Raw genomic sequence first — 20,101 nt, forward strand, 5'->3', positions numbered from 1 at the left:
CATCAGCCCAAGCCGGGATGAGCCCGAAGTCGGTCCTGGAGGCACTGCCGATTGGCGACGAGGTTGTCGAGGTGCAGCGGCTCGTGCTCTGGCCGCTCTCCTTGGGCCAATCGTCGAACCAGCGCTCGCGTGCCCTCCACGACAAAGACGCCGCAATCATAGCTGTTCTCCTGCTCGGCCATGTCAGCTGGACTCAGGCTGACGCCGAGCCGTTTTGCGAGCTTTGCTGCACGGTCTTCGTTGTATCCCAGGATGGAGTCGTAGTGATAGGCGACCGGCCGTTGCCGGTTGCTGCGATCAACGAACAGCAGCGACCAATGGGTGCCGCGTTGATTAGGACGATCGGCGTCGTTCATCGGCAGAAACAGGAAGTCGGCTGTATCGTTGCCATTCCGATCGATGAGGCCTTGGAATCTGCGTCGCGCGTCGCTATCGCCGGCCGCCAGGCGCAGATGATAATGGGCTACAAGAGGGTCCACGAGCTGCATCCGGGCGGCGAGATCGGGATGATTGTCGTGCAGCCACCGCTCGAGCAGCTCGTAATCCCTCTGGATGTGCTCGTCCCCGAGCCATTGCGTGTCCTGGAGCACCAGCCCGGGGCCTCCGGACGGCACTGTCGGGTCCAAACCTCCGATCTGAGCATCGGAGACGGGGGCCGGAAATGCCCGCGCAGAATCAACCTCGTCGTCCCATTCGGACGGCATCGGCGCATTCAGATCAACAATTGGCTCAAGACCACCGTAGGTGTCTGAACGAGCCCTGGCAGGATGCGCTGGCGCAAACTGAGCATCGTCGCGCAATTCGGACGGCGTCGGCGCATTCAGATCAACAAATGACTCAAGACCGCCGTAGGTGTCTGAGCGGGCCCTGGCAGGATGCGCTGGCGCAAAATCAGCATCATCGCGCAACTCGGACGGCGTCGGTGCATTAAGATCAACAAATGACTCAAGACCGCCGTAAGTGTCTGAGCGAGCCCTGGCAGAGGGCGCCGGCGCAAAGTGAGCATCATCGCGCAACTCGGACGGCGTCGGTGCATTCAGATCAACAAATGACTCAAGACCGCCGTAGGTGTCTGAGCGAGCCTTGGCAGAGGGCGCTGGCGCAAAATCAGCATCGTCGCGCAGTTCGGACGGCGTCGGCGAATTCAGATCAACAAATGGCTCAAGGCCGCCGTAGGTCCGTGACGGGGCACTGGCCGTTGATGGTGATGCAGGTTCTTGCATCTGCTCCCCCAACCAAGCCCAAGCTCCCGCGCTCGGGGTGGCTGGCGTTGGAGGAAGCTCCTGCGCCGAGCCGGACTGCCGAGCGCCCCGCGCGGCCTGCGAGCTCGGCTGCTCGCGGACTTGCAGCCCCAGCGCTCGGTTCGCCTCGATGAGTTTTAAGTAGCTACGAAGATGCGACAAGTCGGGACCGTGTATTCTGGCTCCAGTCCGTTGGAACGCTAGCACATCGTGGTCCAGCTTTGACTGCTCCTCACTAGAGCCGTTAAGTCGCCCAGTTATGGTTCCCCTGCCATTTTTTTTAAGCCACGCACTCAGCGCACGAAGACGTCTAGCCCGTTGCTGCGCAGCCTGCCTCAGCTTCGCAGTCGGGGTTCTAAGATCGTTCAAGCTTTGGCGGAGCGCGGCCTCGATGAGCGGGCCGTCTTCAGGATGAGGAACCAGTTGACGGGGCCGACCAAGGACACGGGGTTCAGGGGCTTCGGCTTCTTCACCATCACGCAAGAGTCGCCGGAGAACATCCAGAGCCGATTTAATGCGGTTCTGAGGGTCTCGCCCCAGGCTCTTGTAGGCCGAAATTTCCTCATCCAGTGATGAACAGTCTCGCAAACGAGCAGCTAAGGGTCCCTTGTTATTTGCGTGGAGCCACCGAACAAATACCCCAAGCCCGGAAACACTGTTATTGATCGCCCCTGGGGTGAGCTTGCGCCGCTCGGCGTCTACACGAAACTTCGCCAAGAGCTCCGCGTCTTCGGCCGGGCACGGCAGGCTTCCGGGCGCAACCTTGTTCAGCGTGCTCGGAAACATTACATCATCACGCGATTCGTACGATCTGGACGGAAGCTGAGCTGGGACGGGCAAGGATGGCGCATTTTCCGAGCTCGGCCACATGCTCCAATCAAAGTCGAGCGGCAGCGGCGGTGACCAGGTTGAGGTGGACCGGGCGGGTTCCTGCGGTCCGGCTCGTTCTGCCCCCTGGAGCTGCTCAGGCGGGACCAAGGCGGGCCATGATGGGCTGCCTTCCGCCATCGGTGGAAGCTGATTCTGAGCGTGCCCCTTCGGGAGGACCAATGGCCAACTGACGGCGTCACGCAATGGGTTGTGCTGCCTAGCGGTATCTCCGACATGCCTCGCTACTGGATGTGCCGCTGAGGCGTATTCGTGCGCGCGCGATGGCATCGGAGCCTGCCTCTGCGATGGTGACGCCTCCAGTTGATGGGATGGAGGCCGCATCACCTGCCGCTCAATAGCGGCGCCCTGCGGATCGCTTAGCGTCTTCTTTCTCTTCGCTGATCTCAAATCCCCGACATCAGGCTCATTGCTGATGAGAACCTGCTCGCCGGGCACGAGGGTGCTCGTGTGACGTTCATCCGTGGGCTCGTGGTCATGGTTACGCCCGTTCGAGGGAAGAAGGGATTCTGCAGGATCCAATGCCAGGCCATGTCGCGGCGGCTGAAGACACGACGATGCACCGGCTTGATCGACCGTCCCAAAAAATAAATCCTGATCGTCCACCTCAGACAGTGCCGCTGGCCAACTGAAGGCTGGCTGCGACCCGCCCTGCTTAGTCGCGGCCTGAATGCCCCCTGCCCGGTCAGTGATTGAGGCGACCCCGCCCGCCGACTGGGAGGCCCGGAGACGATCTAGTGCGGTAAGAACGAGGCACCTCCGACTCGTATCGAATATCTCAGCGTCGCGGTCCAGCGACTCATCGTTAAGCCGAGCAGCGATTCCCGGCTTCTTGTTTGCAAAGAGCCACCGGCCGAACCTGCGAAGAGGACGAACATAGTTCGCCGTAGCGGTGATCTCCTTGTACCCCGCCTCAACGAGTGCGTCTTGAAGGCCGGAAATCAACGGCGCGTCTTCGGAATAAAGAGGAGCAACGTTGGGTTTTCTCGCTCCCTCACGGAGATGATCAAGTGCCGCACCGATACTTCTGTGACCGCCGGCGTCCTTGTAGCGCTTGATCTCTTCATTTAGTGATTCGTCTTCATTCCATGTCTCGCCGTGAAGCCGAGCAGCAATGCCCGGCAGGTTGTTTGCACGCAGGTGGTGGCTGAAATCCGTGAGAAGAGTTGCATAGGTGTTGGCGGTACGTGAAGTTCCCGCCGTCACTGCTTGTTTTTTGTACTCTTTGATAAGAGTCCTGTCGTCGGGATAAGGAGTCAGGTCAGGGCGGGCCGCGATCGGTGCGACTCCTCCCGTCGACTGAGAGGTCCGCAGATGAGCTAGTGCCCAACGGACGTTCACCGTTCCACGTTTTGCTATGAACTCCTCGACATCCGTGTCCATCGACTCGTCATGAAGCCGATCAGCAATCCCCGGCTTATCGTTTGCAAAGAGCCAGCGGCCCAAGCTCAGCAGATAACCGACGTTGCTCGTGGCGGTGCTCTCGGCAGCCCCGCCCTTGAGGAGCGCCTCCTTAAGCCCGGAAATAAGGAGCGCGTCTTTAGCATAAAGCGGCTCCTTGCTGCGACCTACCAACACCCCATTTGACTGAGCGGTCTGCAGCGCTGAGGCGCCCAGCAGCGCCTCATCCTCTTCGGCATGCCGCGCTAGGATTTTTTCGTGCCCGCTGGCCAGCATCATGGCTTGTGGGTCCAATGATGATGCACTAACCTCATTGGCCCAGGACTGCATTCGCACGTGACTCCGCGAATTGGCGACTTCATTCGGATGTCGCTCAATGGCATCGCCTCGCGTCGGTCTCGAATTGGCTGCGTCGTGCTCATCGTTGAGGATCTCCTCGTCTGACAGGAAGTTGTTTCTGCCTGACGCACCCATTAGCCGGTCCGCAGCCCCGTGGTGGTCGTGTTGGCAGTTCACGTGATGAAAGCTCGCTTGTGCATCAGTTGCCTGGCGGCGCGCGATTGGCTCCTCAGATGACGAAGGGCTGGGTTCGTCCATCATCCCCCAAAGCTGATCCTGATCGTGACCATCCGCCGCGAGAACCTCTGGCCAGCCGACAGCTCCATGCGAAGCGCTGTGCTGTGCAGCGCCATCCACGATACGGCTCGGCTCCATGAGCGGCGCAGCATTCAGCATCGGGCCACCGCCTTCACCATGCGGAGCCGGCGTATATGGGTGCCCGCTCGACCGCATGATGGGCCGCGCCTCAGATCGCGATGCATCCGGTTGGACCTGCATGAGCACGGGAGCGGACGGGACAGCGGCCTCGCTCAGCTGCCGCTGAAAGGCCGGCGTCTCTGCCGACGAGTCGGCCCGAGAGGCATCTTGCGCGTCCACGCTATCCGTTTGTTGACGCGCCCGATTCATTGAGACGAAGTTCATCTGTACTCACTTTCGAAAATGGACGGCCAGGAGCGCTGATCGTATGCGCCTGGACGTGAGCTGACACATCGCCCGCTTTGAGGGTTCGGCTGAGAGTGCGTTCCTGAGGTCCGACCCAGCTATAAACCCGGGTTATGGTCCCAACCTGCCGCACCAAGCGCCCCCGAGAATGCGGCGCTCCGATGTTCCCCATTTCGATCCACTTCCGCCGTCTGGACACCTAGACTCGTCTAGGAGGGATAGCTGTCGAGAACCTGACGGGCAGAACGCAGTCCCGATCCCAACGTGAGGCCAGCAATGGTTCATGCGGCTGCGCCCAATGACCAAACGGAGAACCTACCGCCACATTGCGTAGAGCCGCCCGGAAGCATCCGGCTCGGCAAGTAGGCCATGCCTATCCACATTGGCAAATCCGGAGAGTGGCCGTTGGACTTCCCGCATACGGCTCCCACCTTGTGTGAGTGACGACAAACATCATTATGGCCATGGGTGAACGATGCGTGGCCTCGGGAGCCAGTCGTCGGCGAGCCGCCTGATCGTCTGCCAAGTCGTATGATCGATCTGGCTACGGCGCCGAAGCATCCGCCTCCAGTGTTCGATGACGAAGTGGCGGAACGCGGCGAGCGCCCTTCAAACGGCGATCCGAACACCCGGAGAGGTTCGGCAGAGCCGGACGGGGAGCCCGGCGACTGGAACCGGTCTCCGTCCGGGCACCTCCACCTGCCACATAATGCACTTCTTATTATTTGCCTGCGGGCGGCCGATCGCCTCCGGAATTAATTCGCAGGTGAGCAAAAAAGAACCACGGCCGCAAGCGCTCAAACACACCCCCACCCGTCGTCGTCCATTCGCGCCGCCACCCATGAGGTTCTGTCGTTCTTCGGCTTGTCCGAGGAAGTATCCAGGAGGCACGAAGCAGAAAGGCTTTCGGCTAGCTCCAAGAGCCTTGTTTCGCGGGTGGCGAGTTCTGGACGGGTGCTTATGTCAGCGCCTGGCATAGCAAACCAAGCGGATTGTCCCGAAATAGCATCAGGACGGCTCCCGAACCAGCAGCAGTCCTGGCGGGCATGGCCTGTCGTATCCAGTTGGTTCTCACGCCATAAATGCTCTCGCTGGCGATTTCGTAGAGCTGCATCGCAAGTGAAACGTGTGCGTGCTTCCAAATTCCGAACTTGTACTGTCGACCTCTCCGCTCCCGGACGTCCGCCTCTTGGGCATGAATAGGCCGTCGAAGCGATGCGCCCTCAACGATGAGCTTATCGCAGCGCTTGCCTCCGCCTGCCGCCATGCCGCGTCCGATGAGGGTCCCCTCCATTCTGCTTTGCGGCACCCACACCTTCTTTTCTGCTGGAGCCGACATTAAGGAAATGCAGCAGCGCGGCTTCGAAGCCAACAGCCTCGCGATGTCGACGCAACCTCGCGAAAGCTCGGTGAACTCCTCGATCTCTTCTCAAACCAGGAGTGCGCCAACTGTCTCAAAAAACTCAGGCCACGTTTCCGTGTAAAAACATCACGCTCTAGCAACCGCGCCGCCGTTCACGAGGTTCGGAACCTCGGGCGAGAAGACTGTACAACGAGATCGCTTATGATCTTCAGGGAAATGGCACCAACCCTATTCAGACGACATCGGCCCGGTGTAGCGTATCCACAGTGATGGTTCCGCGACCGCGAGATACACAGGCGCAGATCTTTTGATTGCGCTCCTTTTGTTCGTCACTGAAGAAGACATCGCGATGGTCGATCTCGCCATCGAGTTCAACGACGTCAATAGCGCACAATCCGCATTCTCCGCGGTTGCAGTCGTAAATCACCTCATGGCCGGCGTCGTTGAGCACGTCCAATAGCGTACGCTCACGCGGAACTTCCAGTTCTACGTCGGAATTCTTCAACCGCACCCGAAAAGATTCTGCCGGCAACGAGCCGCTGGATCCAAAGGTCTCGTAGCGGAGGTCGGGCAACGGATGGCCTGCGGCGATCCAGGCATGGCGCGCCTCAGCCAGCATCCGCATCGGCCCGCAGAAGAGCGTCAGCGTTCCCTGCGGCAACGATTCGAACAGGTTGTAGAGGTTGAGCCGCTGGCCGTCCTGGCCCGCATACACGACAAGACGCTCGCCGAGCAGTTCAGCGAGGTCTTCGAGATATGCGGCATCTCCCACTGAGCGAATGGCATAGTGTAGGGTAAGATTGGCGCCTCGTTGGGTCAGCGCCTGGGCCGTACCGACGATCGGCGTGATGCCTATGCCTCCCGCGATCAGGCAATAATGTTTCCGGTTCCAGTCGATTGAGACGAGTGAGGCGGGCTGCGTCACATCGAGCCGCGCGCCAGGCTGGAGCGACCACATGTAGCGCGACCCGCCACGCGATTCTTCAGAACGGCGCACAGCGATCCTAAGACCACGAGGATCGGTCTCGCCCACCAGTGAATACGAGCGCGTCTCTGGATGACCGTCGATCGTCACGGCGACATCGATATGGCTGCCGACCGGATACTCGGGTGCCTCAAATTCGTCGGGCCTGATCAGGAATTCACGAATAGTTGGAGTTAGATCGCGTGTCGCGAGCAGCGTGGCCGCGGTCCACGTTTTGATGAATCGCATGACATTTCCTTGTTTTGTTGGGTCGCATTGATCGGCGCCATGGCCGGTCACAGATTGAGATGGGGCCGGTTTGCGAACCGCGGATTTTGAAAGACGAATATTGCGCACGAATGATAGCTTCGGCGGCGGCCTCGCTCCCGAGGGATGGGCTGCAGTTCGCAGGTGCGTTCGCGGCGCCGCAGGCTGGCCGTGCCGCGCCACAGTGAGCTGCGCGCCACGGCCTGCCCGACTGGGCGATCCGACATCTGCGCAGTCGATGTCCCGCTCGGCCAAGCTCTATTCCGCGGCCTCGCGCACTGGCGCTGGAGTTTCCTTCGCCACCATGCGGTCGATCAGGCGCCGCGCCCACATTGCACCGGCATCAATGTTGAGGTTGTAGAACACGCGCTCCGGGTTGTTGGCGATGGCGCGCTGCTGGGCTTCGAGAATGAGCTCGTCCTCCTGAAAAATTGCGGAGATACCTTCCCGGATCTCGGTAGTGATGCGCTGCTCAGTCAGACGATAGTTGCGCACGAAAGCCCAAAAATAGTGGCACGTTGTCTCAGTTTCTGGCGTGATGGTATTGAGCACGAAACCATTGACGCCTTGCGACCGGTCGCCTTCCGGCGCACCGGAGCCGGTAGGCGCCACGCCGACATCGATGGCTATTGTGCACGGTCTCTCGAACCGGATGATCTGCCAACGGTCGACCAGGCCAGGTTTGCCCAACTGCTTGGCCCAGAATGGCGGTGGCTCGATGCCGCGCATCCAGCGGGTCACGGTGACAGTTTTCTCGCCATGTGTGACGTCGAAAGGCGCTTCCGCGATCGCGCCATTACCAATCGACGAGCCGTGCACGAAAGTTTCGTGGGTGAGATCCATGAGATTGTCGATGACCAGGCGGTAGTCGCAGTTCAGATGGATAGTTCTGCCGTCACCGACCCAAGACGGGTCATGATTCCAGTGCATGTCGGGCACGAGCGCCGGGTCGGCGAGCGCCGGATCGCCCATCCAGAGCCAAACGAAGCGGTGGCGCTCGATGGCGGGGTAAGCGCGTACGCAAGCCGAAGGATTGATCGTCTCCTGCGATGGCATGAATGTGCAGCGACCCTGCGCGTTGAATTTCAGGCCATGGTAGCCGCAGACGACGGTGTCGCCCTCGAGCCGTCCTTTGGACAGCGGCACCAGACGGTGCCAGCAGGCGTCTTCCAGTGCTGCCACCTCGCCATCGGCCTTGCGGTACATCACCACGTGCTTGCCGCAGATCGTCCGTGCCAATAGCGCGCCTTTGATCTCGGCATCCCAGGCGACAGCGTACCAGGCATTCATTGGGAATGGTTTTGCCACTGGTCTCTCTTGTGTCGTTTACAATACGATGTGTGTACAAACACACGAGATGATGGATTTCCAAAGGCAAGACGTATCCATAGTTTGGATGCAGCGCCGAACATAAATTAATCGAGAAGATCGGTTTCCGACTGATGCTTCACCCGAGCTCCGAAGGGTGAAGCGGTTGGCCAGACGGTCGATGGCGCGTCGCCATTGATCCAGTGGTACTGTATCGACGACGGCGCTCACGCACTGTCGTCGTCAAGTTTCCAGACCGGGATTCCGAGTTTCCTCGCCTTGTCGGCGAGGTTGTCCTGGATGCCGGTGCCCGGGAAGTGCATGACCCCGATCGGGATGGTGGCGAGCATGGCGTCGTTGCGCTTGAACGGTGCGGCCTTCGCATGATTAGTCCAGTCGGGCTTGAACGCAATCTGCGGGACTTTCCGGCTGCTCGCCCATCTTGACGCGATCAGTTCAGCGCCCTTTGGCGAGCCACCGTGCAGGAGCACCATATCCGGATGCTTGGCATGGACCTGATCGAGCCGGTTCCAGATGAGAGCGACGTCATTGAAATCGAGTCCTCCGGTGAGCGCAATCTTCGGTCCAGGGGGAAGCATCACTTCGGTCTCGGCTCGACGTCTTGCGGCAAAGAAGTCTCGCGAGTCGATCATCGCGGCTGTAAGCGTGCGATGATTGACCATCGATCCGACACGGGGTCGCCATGGGGAACCGGTCTGAAGTTCGAAGCGCTCCGCAGCCTGATCCCGAAAGAGCTCCATAGCGTTGCGGCGCTCGATCAGCGTGATGCCTTCGGCTGTAAGGCGTTCCAGCTCGACTGATCGAACCTCCGAGCCGTTCTGCTCGCGCTGGCTCTTCTGCTGCGCCTGTTCATTGCCATCGAGCTTGCGTTCGATGCGGGCGACTGCTCGATGAAACAGGCTGACCGCGGACCAGAGCAGATCTTCGAGGTCGGGTTCGAGATAGGTATCGGATAGCGCCGAGACTAGGGCATCAAAGATGTCGGCGACCGCGCCTCGGACGGCGGCACTTTCGGGGGCCGGCCTTGGATCGGGTCCGCCCTCGCAGTGACGATAGCCGTACAGCTGGAGCTCCTGGATGACGTGATCAGTCGGAGATGAGGCGTGCGGCGGTTCGAAGTCGGCGGCATCCTGGTGGTCGGTCGTCATAGGGTGAGGTCCTCTGCCGGATCGGCCGCGCCCGTCGCGGCCTTCGTGGCGATCACTCCGACGGCGGGCGGGTCGGCCCAGCACCCGAAGCAACGCGGAGGGCCAGAGCGAGAGCGGAGGATGGCGAAGGGCCGGCTATTTTGTTTCGAGATGCAAAGGCGCGGTATGCGCGCCGGCGGAAAATAGCCGAATCGCAGCCGTTGCAGGGCCGAGCCGCCTGCCGTCCGATCGCCCCTAGAAGGCGCGGGTGCGACTCTATTCGGCAAGGGACCTCAACTCTTGACGATCGATTGTTGGTCTGCCCGAACGACGGTGGCCCTTAGCCCCTCTCGATGGCCGCCAAGGATAAGAAGCGTGCGACGTCCTGCGGAGCGAGTTGCCTCCATAACGCCCCCCTAAGCTCATTGACGCCCAAGCTCCTGAGATCCTCGTTGAAATCCCCAAGGCGCGGCGATAACGCAACCGCCTCGACACCGGCCGCGAGGGATCGTTCGGTCAAGGTTGCTAGCGCCAACTCGCCGGCCGGGTCGTCGTCCCGGGCTATATAGAGCCGGCGAAGCGAAGGCGGGAGCAGAAGTGCAGCGAGATGGTTGGCGGAGAGCGCTGCTGCCATCGGCAGGGTCGGCAGCACACAGCGGAGTGAAAGGATGGTCTCGATGCCCTCACCCGCCACGAGCACGTCGTCAACCCCGCCGAACCGAACCGCGTTGCCGAGAAGGTGCCCCATGGCCCGCCGCGGCGTGTCAATAGGCGCCTTGCCGAGGTTGGCGCAGTCAAAGACGTCGGGGTCGAGCCAGGTCCGATGGACGCCCGTCGTGCGGCCGCTCAGATCGGATACACGGGCAATCAATGCCGGCCAGGTCTCAAGCGCCGCTTCGTCATTGGGCCGGTAGTAGCAACGTGGATGAAAGCGTAACGCACCACCGTGATGTACGGCGCTGATGCCGCGCTTGCGCAAGTACGTCTCTGCGAGAGTCCCGGCAATAGGCCGAGACATCGCAAACAGTCGTATCGCCGCCTCCTGCGAGCCGCCCTGCACCAAACGTCGCGCAGCCCCTCGCGACTGCCGAAGCTCCGAGCGAGGCAACATCAGAAAGCGCCGCGCCTCTTCCGCGACATCGTGGAAGTCGACCAGCCCGCAACTCTCCCTGATGATGTCGAGCAAATCGCCATGCTCGCCCGTCGCCGCATCGGTCCATTTACCAGCAGCGCCTTTGTTCGATCTGTTCAATCGGACAAACATCGAGCGTCCGGGCGTATTTCGGACGTCCCCAATCAACCAATAACGGCCCTGTCGACGGCCATTTGAGAGATAGTGGCGGCAAACCGCCTCGGCATCACGCGCGAGACGCTGGGCGAGCTCGGAAGCATCGGACGGCATCACACGGCCTCCCGATCACAGACGCGCTCAATCGGGTAATGGTTCAGCACCTTGGCGGCGGCTCCAGCGCCGCCCGGGTCTATCGGCAGCCGGCGCAGCTTCCAGGAGATGATCTCGTGGAAGAGGCCGCACCCGTTGAGATGGTCCCCCATGATGTCATCGAGCCTGGACAGCTCGATGCGCTTGGCGCGCATGACGCGGCCCCGCCGAAACTGGGGGCCTTCGGCGACGACGGTTCGTCCCTCCGCGAGTGCGCCAAAGGGGGCCTCTGCACTCGGAGACGACGCATCGGTTGCGAGCGCGCTCGCCGACCATGCCGCCGAGACCCAGCGGCCGATGATGCGCTCAGGGAGCACATGAGCGAGGAAATGAGCGCGGCTCGCGGTCAATTCGTTCACAACGATCAGCGCCTTGGCGAGAAGACTGGCGCCGGCCGAGGGCTCGAGAGCGGCCGCCGTGCTAGCCACGGACGCCAGCGGGACTGGCGTCGAGAACTGCTGAAACGCGTCACTCTCTTGGGAACGGCGCGTCTGGGTTGGAAAGAGGGTCGCAATTGATGTAAGCGCCGCAAGCATGCTGGCGGGTAGCGCCGCCTTGACGTTCACCGCGCCGGCGTACTTACCCAGGAACAGGACGGTTGCTGCTTCGTAGGCCTCATAGGCCAACTTCCAGGTCCAGGCACTGCTTTCGTCCCCCGCGCCGAACGCATCTTCCATTTCGGTGCACAGGAACGCCCTGTCGACACGCTGACCGCGTTCAAGAGCGAGCAGTAGGCGATTGGCCGCGCCGAGCACGGCAGAGGCAAGATACGCGGCCAGGCGGCATGAGCCGGACGTGTTTGCGCCGGGAAAAACATCCATCATACAGATTTCTTTCGGGAGAGCGGGAAGATTCGAGCCGCGCGGCGCTCTCTTTCCTCCGCCACGGCTCCAAAACCCTCCCGGCCCGCCTTTCGCTCTTTTGCTCCCCTCCCGCAAAATGGGCCGACCGAGCGCCGGCACTCGATGTCGCGATTGCGCCGAATCGATCAGGCCATAGGCACGGCTCTCAAGGCTGGGACGCAGTAGAGGCCGCCGGCTTACAGCTCCGGTCCAGCAAGGCGCGATGGCTGCGCCGATCGCCCACGAGAGGTTCGCAGGGGCTATGCTTCCAAAAGCTGCGCCGCGCATTTGCACGGCGCAGCTTCAAACGATCTTCACGGGAGCGACGCCACTCACCCTCGCTCCCGCCGCAAAGCGGCGAGCGCAATGCGCAGAGAGCGTTCATCAACTACGATCCGACGGGCCTTGCGGGCCGCCCACGCATACACCGACAGCGGGAACTTGCCCTCGAACAGGAGATCGCGCTCGATCCTCAAGCCAAATGAAAGCTCAACAGCCTCAATTTCGCCGAGACTGAACGAACCGAGGTCGGGTTCGCCGAGATCGGCGAGACCAAAAAGTGTATCGCTGTCCTCGTCGAGCTCGGTCGCGAGCCAGGCGCCGACACCGACTGGATTGAAGAACTTCACCACCGGCACGTGGTCGAGGCCGCGACGGCGACCGTTCGCGAGCAGACGCTCGCGCAAATCTTGCGTGAGCAGGATCATGCCAACCTCCGCTCGTCTGATTGTTCGTCCTCGGACGGCCGGGTGTCTGGCAGGAAGCCGAGGATGTAGTCCGCGGCTTTGCTGGCCTGGCTCGCGGCGCGCAGGATGGCCCTGTTGTCCTCGCGCAGGACCTCGAGCCATGAGCCGATGTAGTCGGCATGGCGCACGGTTGGCACGATGCCGAGCGAGGCACATGAAAACGCAGCGCACAGTTCGGCGATCAGCTCCTCGAAAGCGTAGTTGTTGGAGCCGTATGAACCGCTGAGGTCACGATCGAGCCGCGAGGAGTGGCCCGTGGCGTGACCGAGCTCATGAAGCGCGGTGCGGTGCCAATTGATGGGCTCAAAATAAGCACCGGGCGGCGGCACCTGCACGTAGTCTTCTGATGGCACATAAAAGGCGCGGTTGCCGCCAATGCGGAAGTCGATGCCGGTCGCCTTGATCAATGCTTCAACTCTCGGCTCGATCATGGCTGGCGGCGGAGGCGGTGCTGCGGTCGCGATCTCCGCAGGCAAATCATCGCACTGACCGGTGTTGAAGACCGTAAAACGCTTCAGAAATGGGATCGCCTGCGCTTCATCACCGGTCTCGCTCGCGCGGCGCTTTTCCTCGACCGGCACAAAGCGGTCGGCATAGACCACGGTGATGCCGCGCTCGCCCTTGCGGACGTGGCCGCCAAGCGACAGTGCCTGGGGAACGTGAGCCAGCTTTGGCCTGCGAAGCCGTGCTCGATGACCGCACCCCAAAGGATCAGCACATTGATCCCGGAATAGCGGCGGCCAGTCGCAGCGTTCTTCGGCATCGCCAGCGGCGCCTTAGCCGCCGCGGTCCCCCACGGCTGAACCCAGGGCACGCGCCCGGCCTCCAGCTCGGCGATGATCTTATCGGTGATTTCGTCGTAGAGGCTCGCCCGGTCCTCGCCGGTGCGCGCCCGAAGATTTTCTCTGGACATCGCGGTTCTCCGCGACGGGCGCCGCGAGCCTCTCTCGCGACTGCGAACCCGTCACGGCGAAGCGGCGCACTCCTCTCACTCTTTGGCTCAGCTTCGATCGGTTCGAGCTGCCAGCCACGATCGTGCGCGCATTTGAATCACTGGCATGTGAAGCAACGAGAGAAGTGTATTAATGCGCGCGCAAGCAGAGCTCCTTGCCTAAGGCGAGACGTAGAAAAAGGGCAGCCGCAGGAGCGTCAGCATAGCGCCGCTCTTGGGCGGGACGCGGGACCGACTGTAGTCCTTAAGACCGGCTAACAAGGTACTCGCAGGAGGGTCAGCACCGCGCCGGCGCGGAAAGCGCCGGGACCCGGGACCGAGTGCCTCCGGCGAAGGACACATTATCGTCTTACTACGCGCGAGGGATCGAAGCCGAAGGCCGAGACGCCGCGCGGCTCGGTTCAACGAGAGCCCGGTGCGGCTGCTGCAGCACGCGCCTTAACGGCCAAGCCGCAGCTATACCTCTTCACGCGCCCCCGTCTGCGCGTCGTAGATTCTGACCCGGAGCACGGGGAAACGCTTCTTCAGCTCTACGGCCCCTGCTCTTGCGCCATCCCTGGTCGTGAACTCGGCCCTGAATCGACCATCCACTTCCAGTGCGTAGCCTGAGGTGGGGAGTTCCCGGGCAGCAGCAATCATGTTCTTCTTCTCGCATTAGCTTGGAGGAGGATTGCTTAGCGCGAGTCGGCGAAATCGCGCCAGCTCCGATCCCGCCTGTGGATGGTCGCGACCCGTCGATCTTGAGCCGCGTTCAACGATTTCGGAATCGAAAACCTGATAGAGCTCATCAGGATACAGAAGTAACGCCGACCTCCTCAAGGGATGAAATCGGTGATCCACTGTCCACCCGTTAGGTCGGATGGAGGCGAAGAGAAGTCACTCACAAGAGTGCTCAGCAATTCAATCTGCTCTGTCTAAGCTCAGACGCGCAGCTTGTTTGAAGTCCACCGGCCTTGTTGCGAATACGACATTGCGATCGAAAACCCGCGGTAAATTCAGATCGCGGCGACTGGCCTAAGTCCTGCACAGCACGAGCCCCATGAAGCGGCGCCGGCAAAGTCGGATCATTCGCCTTTGTGCAACATGGCGGCCGCCTTCTGTGTTCGTGAGGTGAGATGCGATCTAAACTTCGTTTTTGGGTAGCTGCAACAGCTGGGCTCGTTGCAAGCGGTGCCGGCCATTCGGCGGATCTCGGACCGAGAGCAAAAGCTCCGCCGGCACTATGGAGCTGGACCGGCGGATACATCGGGGGGCACTTCGGCGGGGGCTATGGCCGTACATCGTTCACTGACCCCTATGGACCGTCAATCTATGGTGACGTCGTCGACACCCCTCTGTTTGTGGCCGGAGGACAGATCGGCTACAATTGGCAGAGGGAGCGCTGGGTTTTTGGAGTCGAATTGGATGGCAGTCGCGCTGTCTCCGAGGGTACAAACACCTGTCTTGCCGCATCCGACATTGTCGTGAGCGCAAACTGCAAAGCCGGTCCAGACGTCTTCGTGACCGGGACCGGTCGGCTGGGTTATGCCTTTGGCCCGCACGGCCACACGCTCGCCTATCTCAAGGCTGGCGTTGCCTGGCAACACAATGCCGGAGATGTCGTCAATAACAACGAGTTTTCTGGCGCGCTCCCATGGAATGCCACGCATTTCGACTATGGTCGTTTCGGTGGCACAATCGGCGTGGGTGTCGAGCAAGCGCTCACGCCGGCTTGGTCTGTCAAATTCGAGTACGACTATTTGGGGTTTGATGGACCAGGTGTCGCGACGCCTCCGACCATTCAGTACCCGCCGCCACTGGTGATTCCAGCCAACGTCACTAGCCTGTCCAGCAGCTACCACATCGGGAAGGTTGGCCTGAACTACCATTTTGATACCGGCCAATGGATGCCGGAATGGTCCGAGCCGCCGCTTACCTTTGGGCTGCCGCCGAGTCCCCTCGCTCAAGAGTGGTCGCTGGAAAGCGGTACAAGGGTTTGGCTGAGTCGAGGAGCATTTCAATGGGACCATCCCATGTCCGATCCTAGCAGCCTTTTATCGAGGCTCACATACCACAAGCTGGATGGGATTTCTGGTGAGCTGTTTGAACGTATCGACAGCCCCTGGGGGGGTTTCCTGAAAGGAAATATCGGATTTGGACGTTTCAACAATGGAATCATGCACGACGAAGATTGGGGCTTGGTGGACAGGGAGGGCCTTCCGATAGCTTCTTATGAGTTGACGAGATCGGGCCAGGCAAACGGCCGTTTCACATACTACACGGCCGATGCCGGATACGATTTTTTGCGCGGCAGCACCTATAAGGTCGGCGCGTTTGTCGGCTGGAGCTATTACGGTCAGAAATCTGACTCTATAGGCTGCGTTCAGCTGGCCCTCCCCGATTATTCATGCCTGAGACCGGGTGATAAAAGAATAATCGGCAGCCAAGACACCGATTGGAATGCGCTGCGCATCGGCCTCAGCGCTGAGACCATGTTGCTCGATCGTTGGCGCCTAAGCGCGGATGTTGCTTACCTGCCGTGGACGGATTTCCAGGGGCGCGACAACCATCTTTTGCGCGATGAGACGACCTTCGATGATCAGCGCGCGAGTGGTGGCGGTGGTGTGCAGCTAGAAGGCGTCCTATCCTACTTTGTCACCAAGAATTTCAGCGTCGGCGTCGGTGCCCGCTATTGGGCGATGTGGGCTCCAAGAGGGACCGAGGACAGCCGCAACGATGGAAGCCCTATCACTCATTTCCCTATCGACGCGAAGTATAGCATGGAACGGTGGGGCACGTTCCTGCAGGCCTCCTACAAGTTTGACTGAAGGCGCTCGCTCCGGCAGGCGAAAGACCACGATACACGGGCGCCTGCCTCGGGATCGAGGATGATGGCGCCCGCTCGTCATAAGAGAGTACCGCGGCAAGCGGCAAGCACAGTTCGCCGCGTGCCGCTTTCTGCCACGGCCCCTGATCCAGGCGCATACGGATTCATTGAAGTTTTGTCTCGTAATGCCGAACAAACCCAGCAGCACGCGGTCGCGGTAGGCACGCGGGTCGTACAGACGATCGCGACCAGCACACCAAAAAACCGCATAAAGTTCGCGCAACTGCTGCCGGCCCCGATTATTATTGCGGGCCAACGCGACGCCTCGAGACTGACACCGCGTTTGGTTGATCAACAGTACCCGCTGGCAAAGGAACGGGATGCCGCATCCCAAAAATTCGCTCTCTCCCGAAACTCGGCGGACAACTGGCCCAGTTCGTCGGGCGCCTGCAAAATGCCGGCCGGATTGCGCAGCGAAGGCGCGACCTGATCATCCAGCAATCGCCGAATCTCTTCTGGATCCATAGCTAGCAGTGCCAACTGGCCGGCCACGCTTTCCGCCCGTGAAGACTCGTCCTCGGATGATGTTCAACCCAGTGATGACTTGCGGATTTCCGGAAGGCGCCTATGACCAGGTAGTCGTCATCTAGGTCAGCAGTCTTTGGATTTCCGTGTTCGGAAGTCGCGAAAGCCTCGGATGACTTTCAGTTTCAGGGCAGCGCCGCTCGATCGATGAGATTCGCGTCTTCCACAGAAGCATTACGGTTCGGGAGCCCGCCATGAGCCAATCGCGATACTCCTGCAGCGCAGTTAGCCCGGCCTCCATCCTCCTCTCAGCGGGAAACGACGTATTCGCGTGAGCGAGCGAGAGTTGTGGTCGAGTTTGACCTGCCCGAGAGATTTCGCCGATCTGCGAAGTGTCGCAGCACAATTTGTCGTGCTCGGTTCCATGCCCGGCGCGTCAGCAGCTGCCTGGACAGCCCGTCAATCCGGCTCCTGTCTTGCACAGCGGATTCATATCGTGGACGCCCGCTGTCGGCTGGAGCACTCGGCTCGCGGTACTTCCGAAGGCCTTCAACGCGTACCCCATTGGTCATGCGCAAAGAAACCTTTCAGCGTGAGCGACCAAGGACTCGTGGTCGAGCGCATCAATCGTTTCGCCCAGAGACGCGAGATCATTGCCCAATCTTCGAAGCTCTAACATAATCCACAACGTTTGCTGTTGCAGGGCGAGCAACATCAGCCCGGGCCGGCGCGTCGATCAGTTCCCGATCCTTGGCAGAGAGATGAGGATAACGGCGTTCAGAGCTGACAGGACTTCTGCGATTACAACAGCATCGGCTGAGCACGCCTCGCCCAAATGCTGCTTGAACTCCCCTGCCCGACTTGTCCCATGCGCTGCCGTTGCAGTACGGCGTCATACGCCTGCTGCCAACTTGGATCGAACGGATCGAAATTATGCGGCTCCACGGTAAGCCTCACGTCCGCAGATCACACTGAACAGGTCACCTTTAGTTGGTCAGGCTTTCGAGAAGCTGACGAGCGTCCCTGTCTGTAACGCGTCTGACGAACCTGAAAAAGTTCTACGCTCCGAGTTTTCAAAAGAGTCCCGCGCGGCTCCGTGCCGGTGCCGTCGGGCCGGACTGCCTCTTCGGCGGCGAACCAAAATCGTGCTCGAACGCGAGACGGAATCCGGCTCCTGGCCGTCTAGCGCGCGGGCGAGCTCCAGCGAGAGTCCGCTGGGAGCCAATCCATCCCTGCTGTCCGGGTCGGCCTCGGAGCAGTCCCGAAGAACGCGTACGAAGCTGAGCGGGGAACCGGTCGTCTCTCGGCAAAATGGCCAGATCGCGCTAGCGGGGATTAGCCCGCACTCGGACGCGCAGACCCGGATCGAGCCGTTCGTAGGTGATTTCGCCTTCGAGCTGCTGGGCGAGGAGCTGGACGATCCGCGACCCCAATCCGCCGGGCTCGGCTGCGCCCGAAAGCCCCGTACCGTTGTCAGTAACCGACAACTCGACTCCGTCTCCGCTCGAGAACGCGACTACGATGTGGCCCGGCGCGTCGCCGGGAAATGCATACTTCAGCGAGTTCGTGACGAGTTCGTTGGTTATGATGCCTATCGCGAGCGCGTGATTATTCGAAAGGTAGATGTCCTCCTCGCACATCACCTGGAATGCGACCGGCCCGGATGGAGCCAGGGACTGGAAGACCTTCTCCACGACGTCGTCCAAAAAATAGCGCATATTGACCGAGCGGGAGTCCTGCTTGAGCGAGAGATGATCGTAAACCTCCGCCATGACCTGCAGCCTGCGTGCAGTTGCCTCCAGCGCCGCCGCGACCTCCGGCCCGCCGTGCCTTGCCTCCAGCCGCATCATCCCGCCGAGGATTGCGAGATTGTTCTTCGTCCGGTGCGCCATCTCCTGCAGCAGCAAAGTCTTGGTTTTATCCGCCAGCATGACGCGCCTGAGCTCGGCCCGTTGCAATTCGGCGACGGTCGCCGTCCCCGCAGCCGTGATCGCGAAAAGAACGTTAGTGGCAAGATAATTGAGCCCGAAGCCAGCCGCGTAGCTGATGTAGGCTACCACGCAGACCGCCATCAAGGCAGCAAAAATGCCGGAGCCGCGATCGAAGATCAGGCCCGACAGAAAGACTCCTGGCAGCAGCAGGAAGTATCCTGGCGCTCCGGTCTGCATCTGCAGGGCCATCTGCGGCACGGCGCACACGAGCATGATGCACGCTGAGATGCAGTATCGGACCCAGCTTGGAAGCCGGTGTTCCAGCACCAGTGGATAGAGCCTGTTCATAATAAATTGCAACCGCCTGCATTGGTCCCCGTTCCAGCCGCTGATACGGCAATTCGGCCCCCTCCCCGGAGAGCGCCGAGCCATTGAAACAGGCGGCGATACGTCATCTTTTTTCGAGGAAGATTATGAGCCCGCTCTCACCTCCGGCGGTTCATTGGTCAGCGATGCCGCCCAGTCCGAGAGCTCAGAGCCGCAGCCGAGTTCAGAATCGGCCCTGAAGGAAACAAGCGGCCGTTGTGCACGGCAAGAACCGGCTCGAAGAGTTCGAGCATACCAAAAACGATGGCACGACAGGACTGAGTTGTAACCCATTCATTGAAGACGGCACGATGCTCCCCTCAATCGCGATCCGCGTCGACGTCGCTGTGGGAGCGGCGACGACAGCCAGGCGAGCCAGCATCATTTGATACGTCGGCGCCGTTCTGCCATGCATAGCGAGATTCGGGCGTTTGCTGTCGCGCGACTCGCGGTTTTCCTAGAGGTTTATGCAGCGGATTAGGGTGCTCATGACCAAGAACCACATCGAGAACCTGTCCGAGGAGGCTTGCAAGGGTACGCAGGAAAACTCCGAGCAAAGGCATCTAGCCCATAATCCCATTGTTCGGATACCGAAACGTGCTTAGCCTGCTGCAAGAACTTCATCCTGGATTGGTCCTGTCATCGGATTCATCATCGGCGACTTGTTTGCCGGATCTTCTACACTCATCCTTTTGTCTCCAACTTCCTGTATGGATTCGCCTCGCTAGCGGTCCGATAGTCATCCAGATTCCCGCCCAGAAACAGTACCTCGCGCTCCTCAGTTGGGGTATCGCCCACCCAGGCCAGGTCTGGTTCATCATCTTCAGTCCCGTCCTCAAGGATCCTGACGATCTCTTCGGGCGTCCAAGTGGCCGCCTTCGGCACCGTGTAGGTGTGCAACTCATTCGCG

The 20,101-nt window shown here is 60.7% G+C and carries 10 protein-coding genes and 1 pseudogene; 2 read left to right on the plus strand and 9 right to left on the minus strand.

Translation table 11 applies throughout. The features are described 5' to 3' along the window. Positions 1–2 precede the first annotated feature (2 nt). The 8 genes and pseudogenes from P6U23_RS26100 to P6U23_RS26135 all read right to left on the minus strand — a co-directional run bounded on the left by P6U23_RS26100 (position 3) and on the right by P6U23_RS26135 (position 13,524). Positions 3–4,265 (minus strand): Ulp1 family isopeptidase, encoded by a 4,263-nt coding sequence (locus P6U23_RS26100; RefSeq protein ID WP_407175379.1) that lies wholly within the window; start codon positions 4,263–4,265, stop codon positions 3–5. 1,862 nt (positions 4,266–6,127) lie between these two features. Continuing rightward, positions 6,128–7,108 carry a PDR/VanB family oxidoreductase gene (locus tag P6U23_RS26105; RefSeq protein ID WP_407175380.1) on the minus strand — a complete coding sequence of 327 codons (981 nt, stop codon included), beginning with the start codon at positions 7,106–7,108 and terminating at the stop codon, positions 6,128–6,130. Between the two features lie 276 nt (positions 7,109–7,384). Beyond that, positions 7,385–8,434, minus strand: coding sequence for a Rieske 2Fe-2S domain-containing protein (locus tag P6U23_RS26110; RefSeq protein ID WP_407175381.1), 1,050 nt, complete (start codon positions 8,432–8,434; stop codon positions 7,385–7,387). A 227-nt stretch (positions 8,435–8,661) separates the two neighbouring features. Further along, positions 8,662–9,603, minus strand: a complete 942-nt coding sequence (locus P6U23_RS26115; RefSeq protein WP_407175382.1) for a DUF2493 domain-containing protein — start codon at positions 9,601–9,603, stop codon at positions 8,662–8,664. Positions 9,604–9,922: 319 nt separating this feature from the next. Next, a complete protein-coding gene (locus P6U23_RS26120; protein ID WP_407175383.1) occupies positions 9,923–10,984 on the minus strand; it encodes a toprim domain-containing protein in 1,062 nt (353 codons plus the stop codon). After that, positions 10,984–11,847, minus strand: a complete 864-nt coding sequence (locus tag P6U23_RS26125) for a hypothetical protein (protein WP_407175384.1) — start codon at positions 11,845–11,847, stop codon at positions 10,984–10,986. The genes P6U23_RS26120 and P6U23_RS26125 overlap by 1 nt, the downstream gene beginning before the upstream one ends. Before the next feature lie 350 nt (positions 11,848–12,197). Further along, on the minus strand, positions 12,198–12,572 hold the full coding sequence (locus tag P6U23_RS26130) for a DUF2958 domain-containing protein (RefSeq protein ID WP_407175385.1): 375 nt from the start codon (positions 12,570–12,572) through the stop codon (positions 12,198–12,200). Further along, positions 12,569–13,524 (minus strand): annotated as a pseudogene (locus tag P6U23_RS26135) (ArdC family protein). The gene P6U23_RS26130 and the pseudogene P6U23_RS26135 overlap by 4 nt, the downstream one beginning before the upstream one ends. Positions 13,525–14,678: 1,154 nt before the next feature. Between P6U23_RS26135 and P6U23_RS26140 the strand changes: the two are divergent. Continuing rightward, a complete protein-coding gene (locus P6U23_RS26140; protein WP_407175386.1) occupies positions 14,679–16,370 on the plus strand; it encodes an outer membrane beta-barrel protein in 1,692 nt (563 codons plus the stop codon). A 60-nt stretch (positions 16,371–16,430) separates the two neighbouring features. After that, positions 16,431–16,859, plus strand: a complete 429-nt coding sequence (locus P6U23_RS26145; protein ID WP_407175387.1) for a hypothetical protein — start codon at positions 16,431–16,433, stop codon at positions 16,857–16,859. 1,360 nt (positions 16,860–18,219) lie between these two features. On the opposite strand, the gene P6U23_RS26150 is transcribed toward P6U23_RS26145, so the two are convergent. Beyond that, positions 18,220–19,173, minus strand: a complete 954-nt coding sequence (locus P6U23_RS26150) for a sensor histidine kinase (protein WP_407175388.1) — start codon at positions 19,171–19,173, stop codon at positions 18,220–18,222. Positions 19,174–20,101 lie beyond the last annotated feature (928 nt).

The organism is Bradyrhizobium sp. STM 3562, from assembly GCF_045571435.1.
Taxonomy (GTDB): domain Bacteria; phylum Pseudomonadota; class Alphaproteobacteria; order Rhizobiales; family Xanthobacteraceae; genus Bradyrhizobium.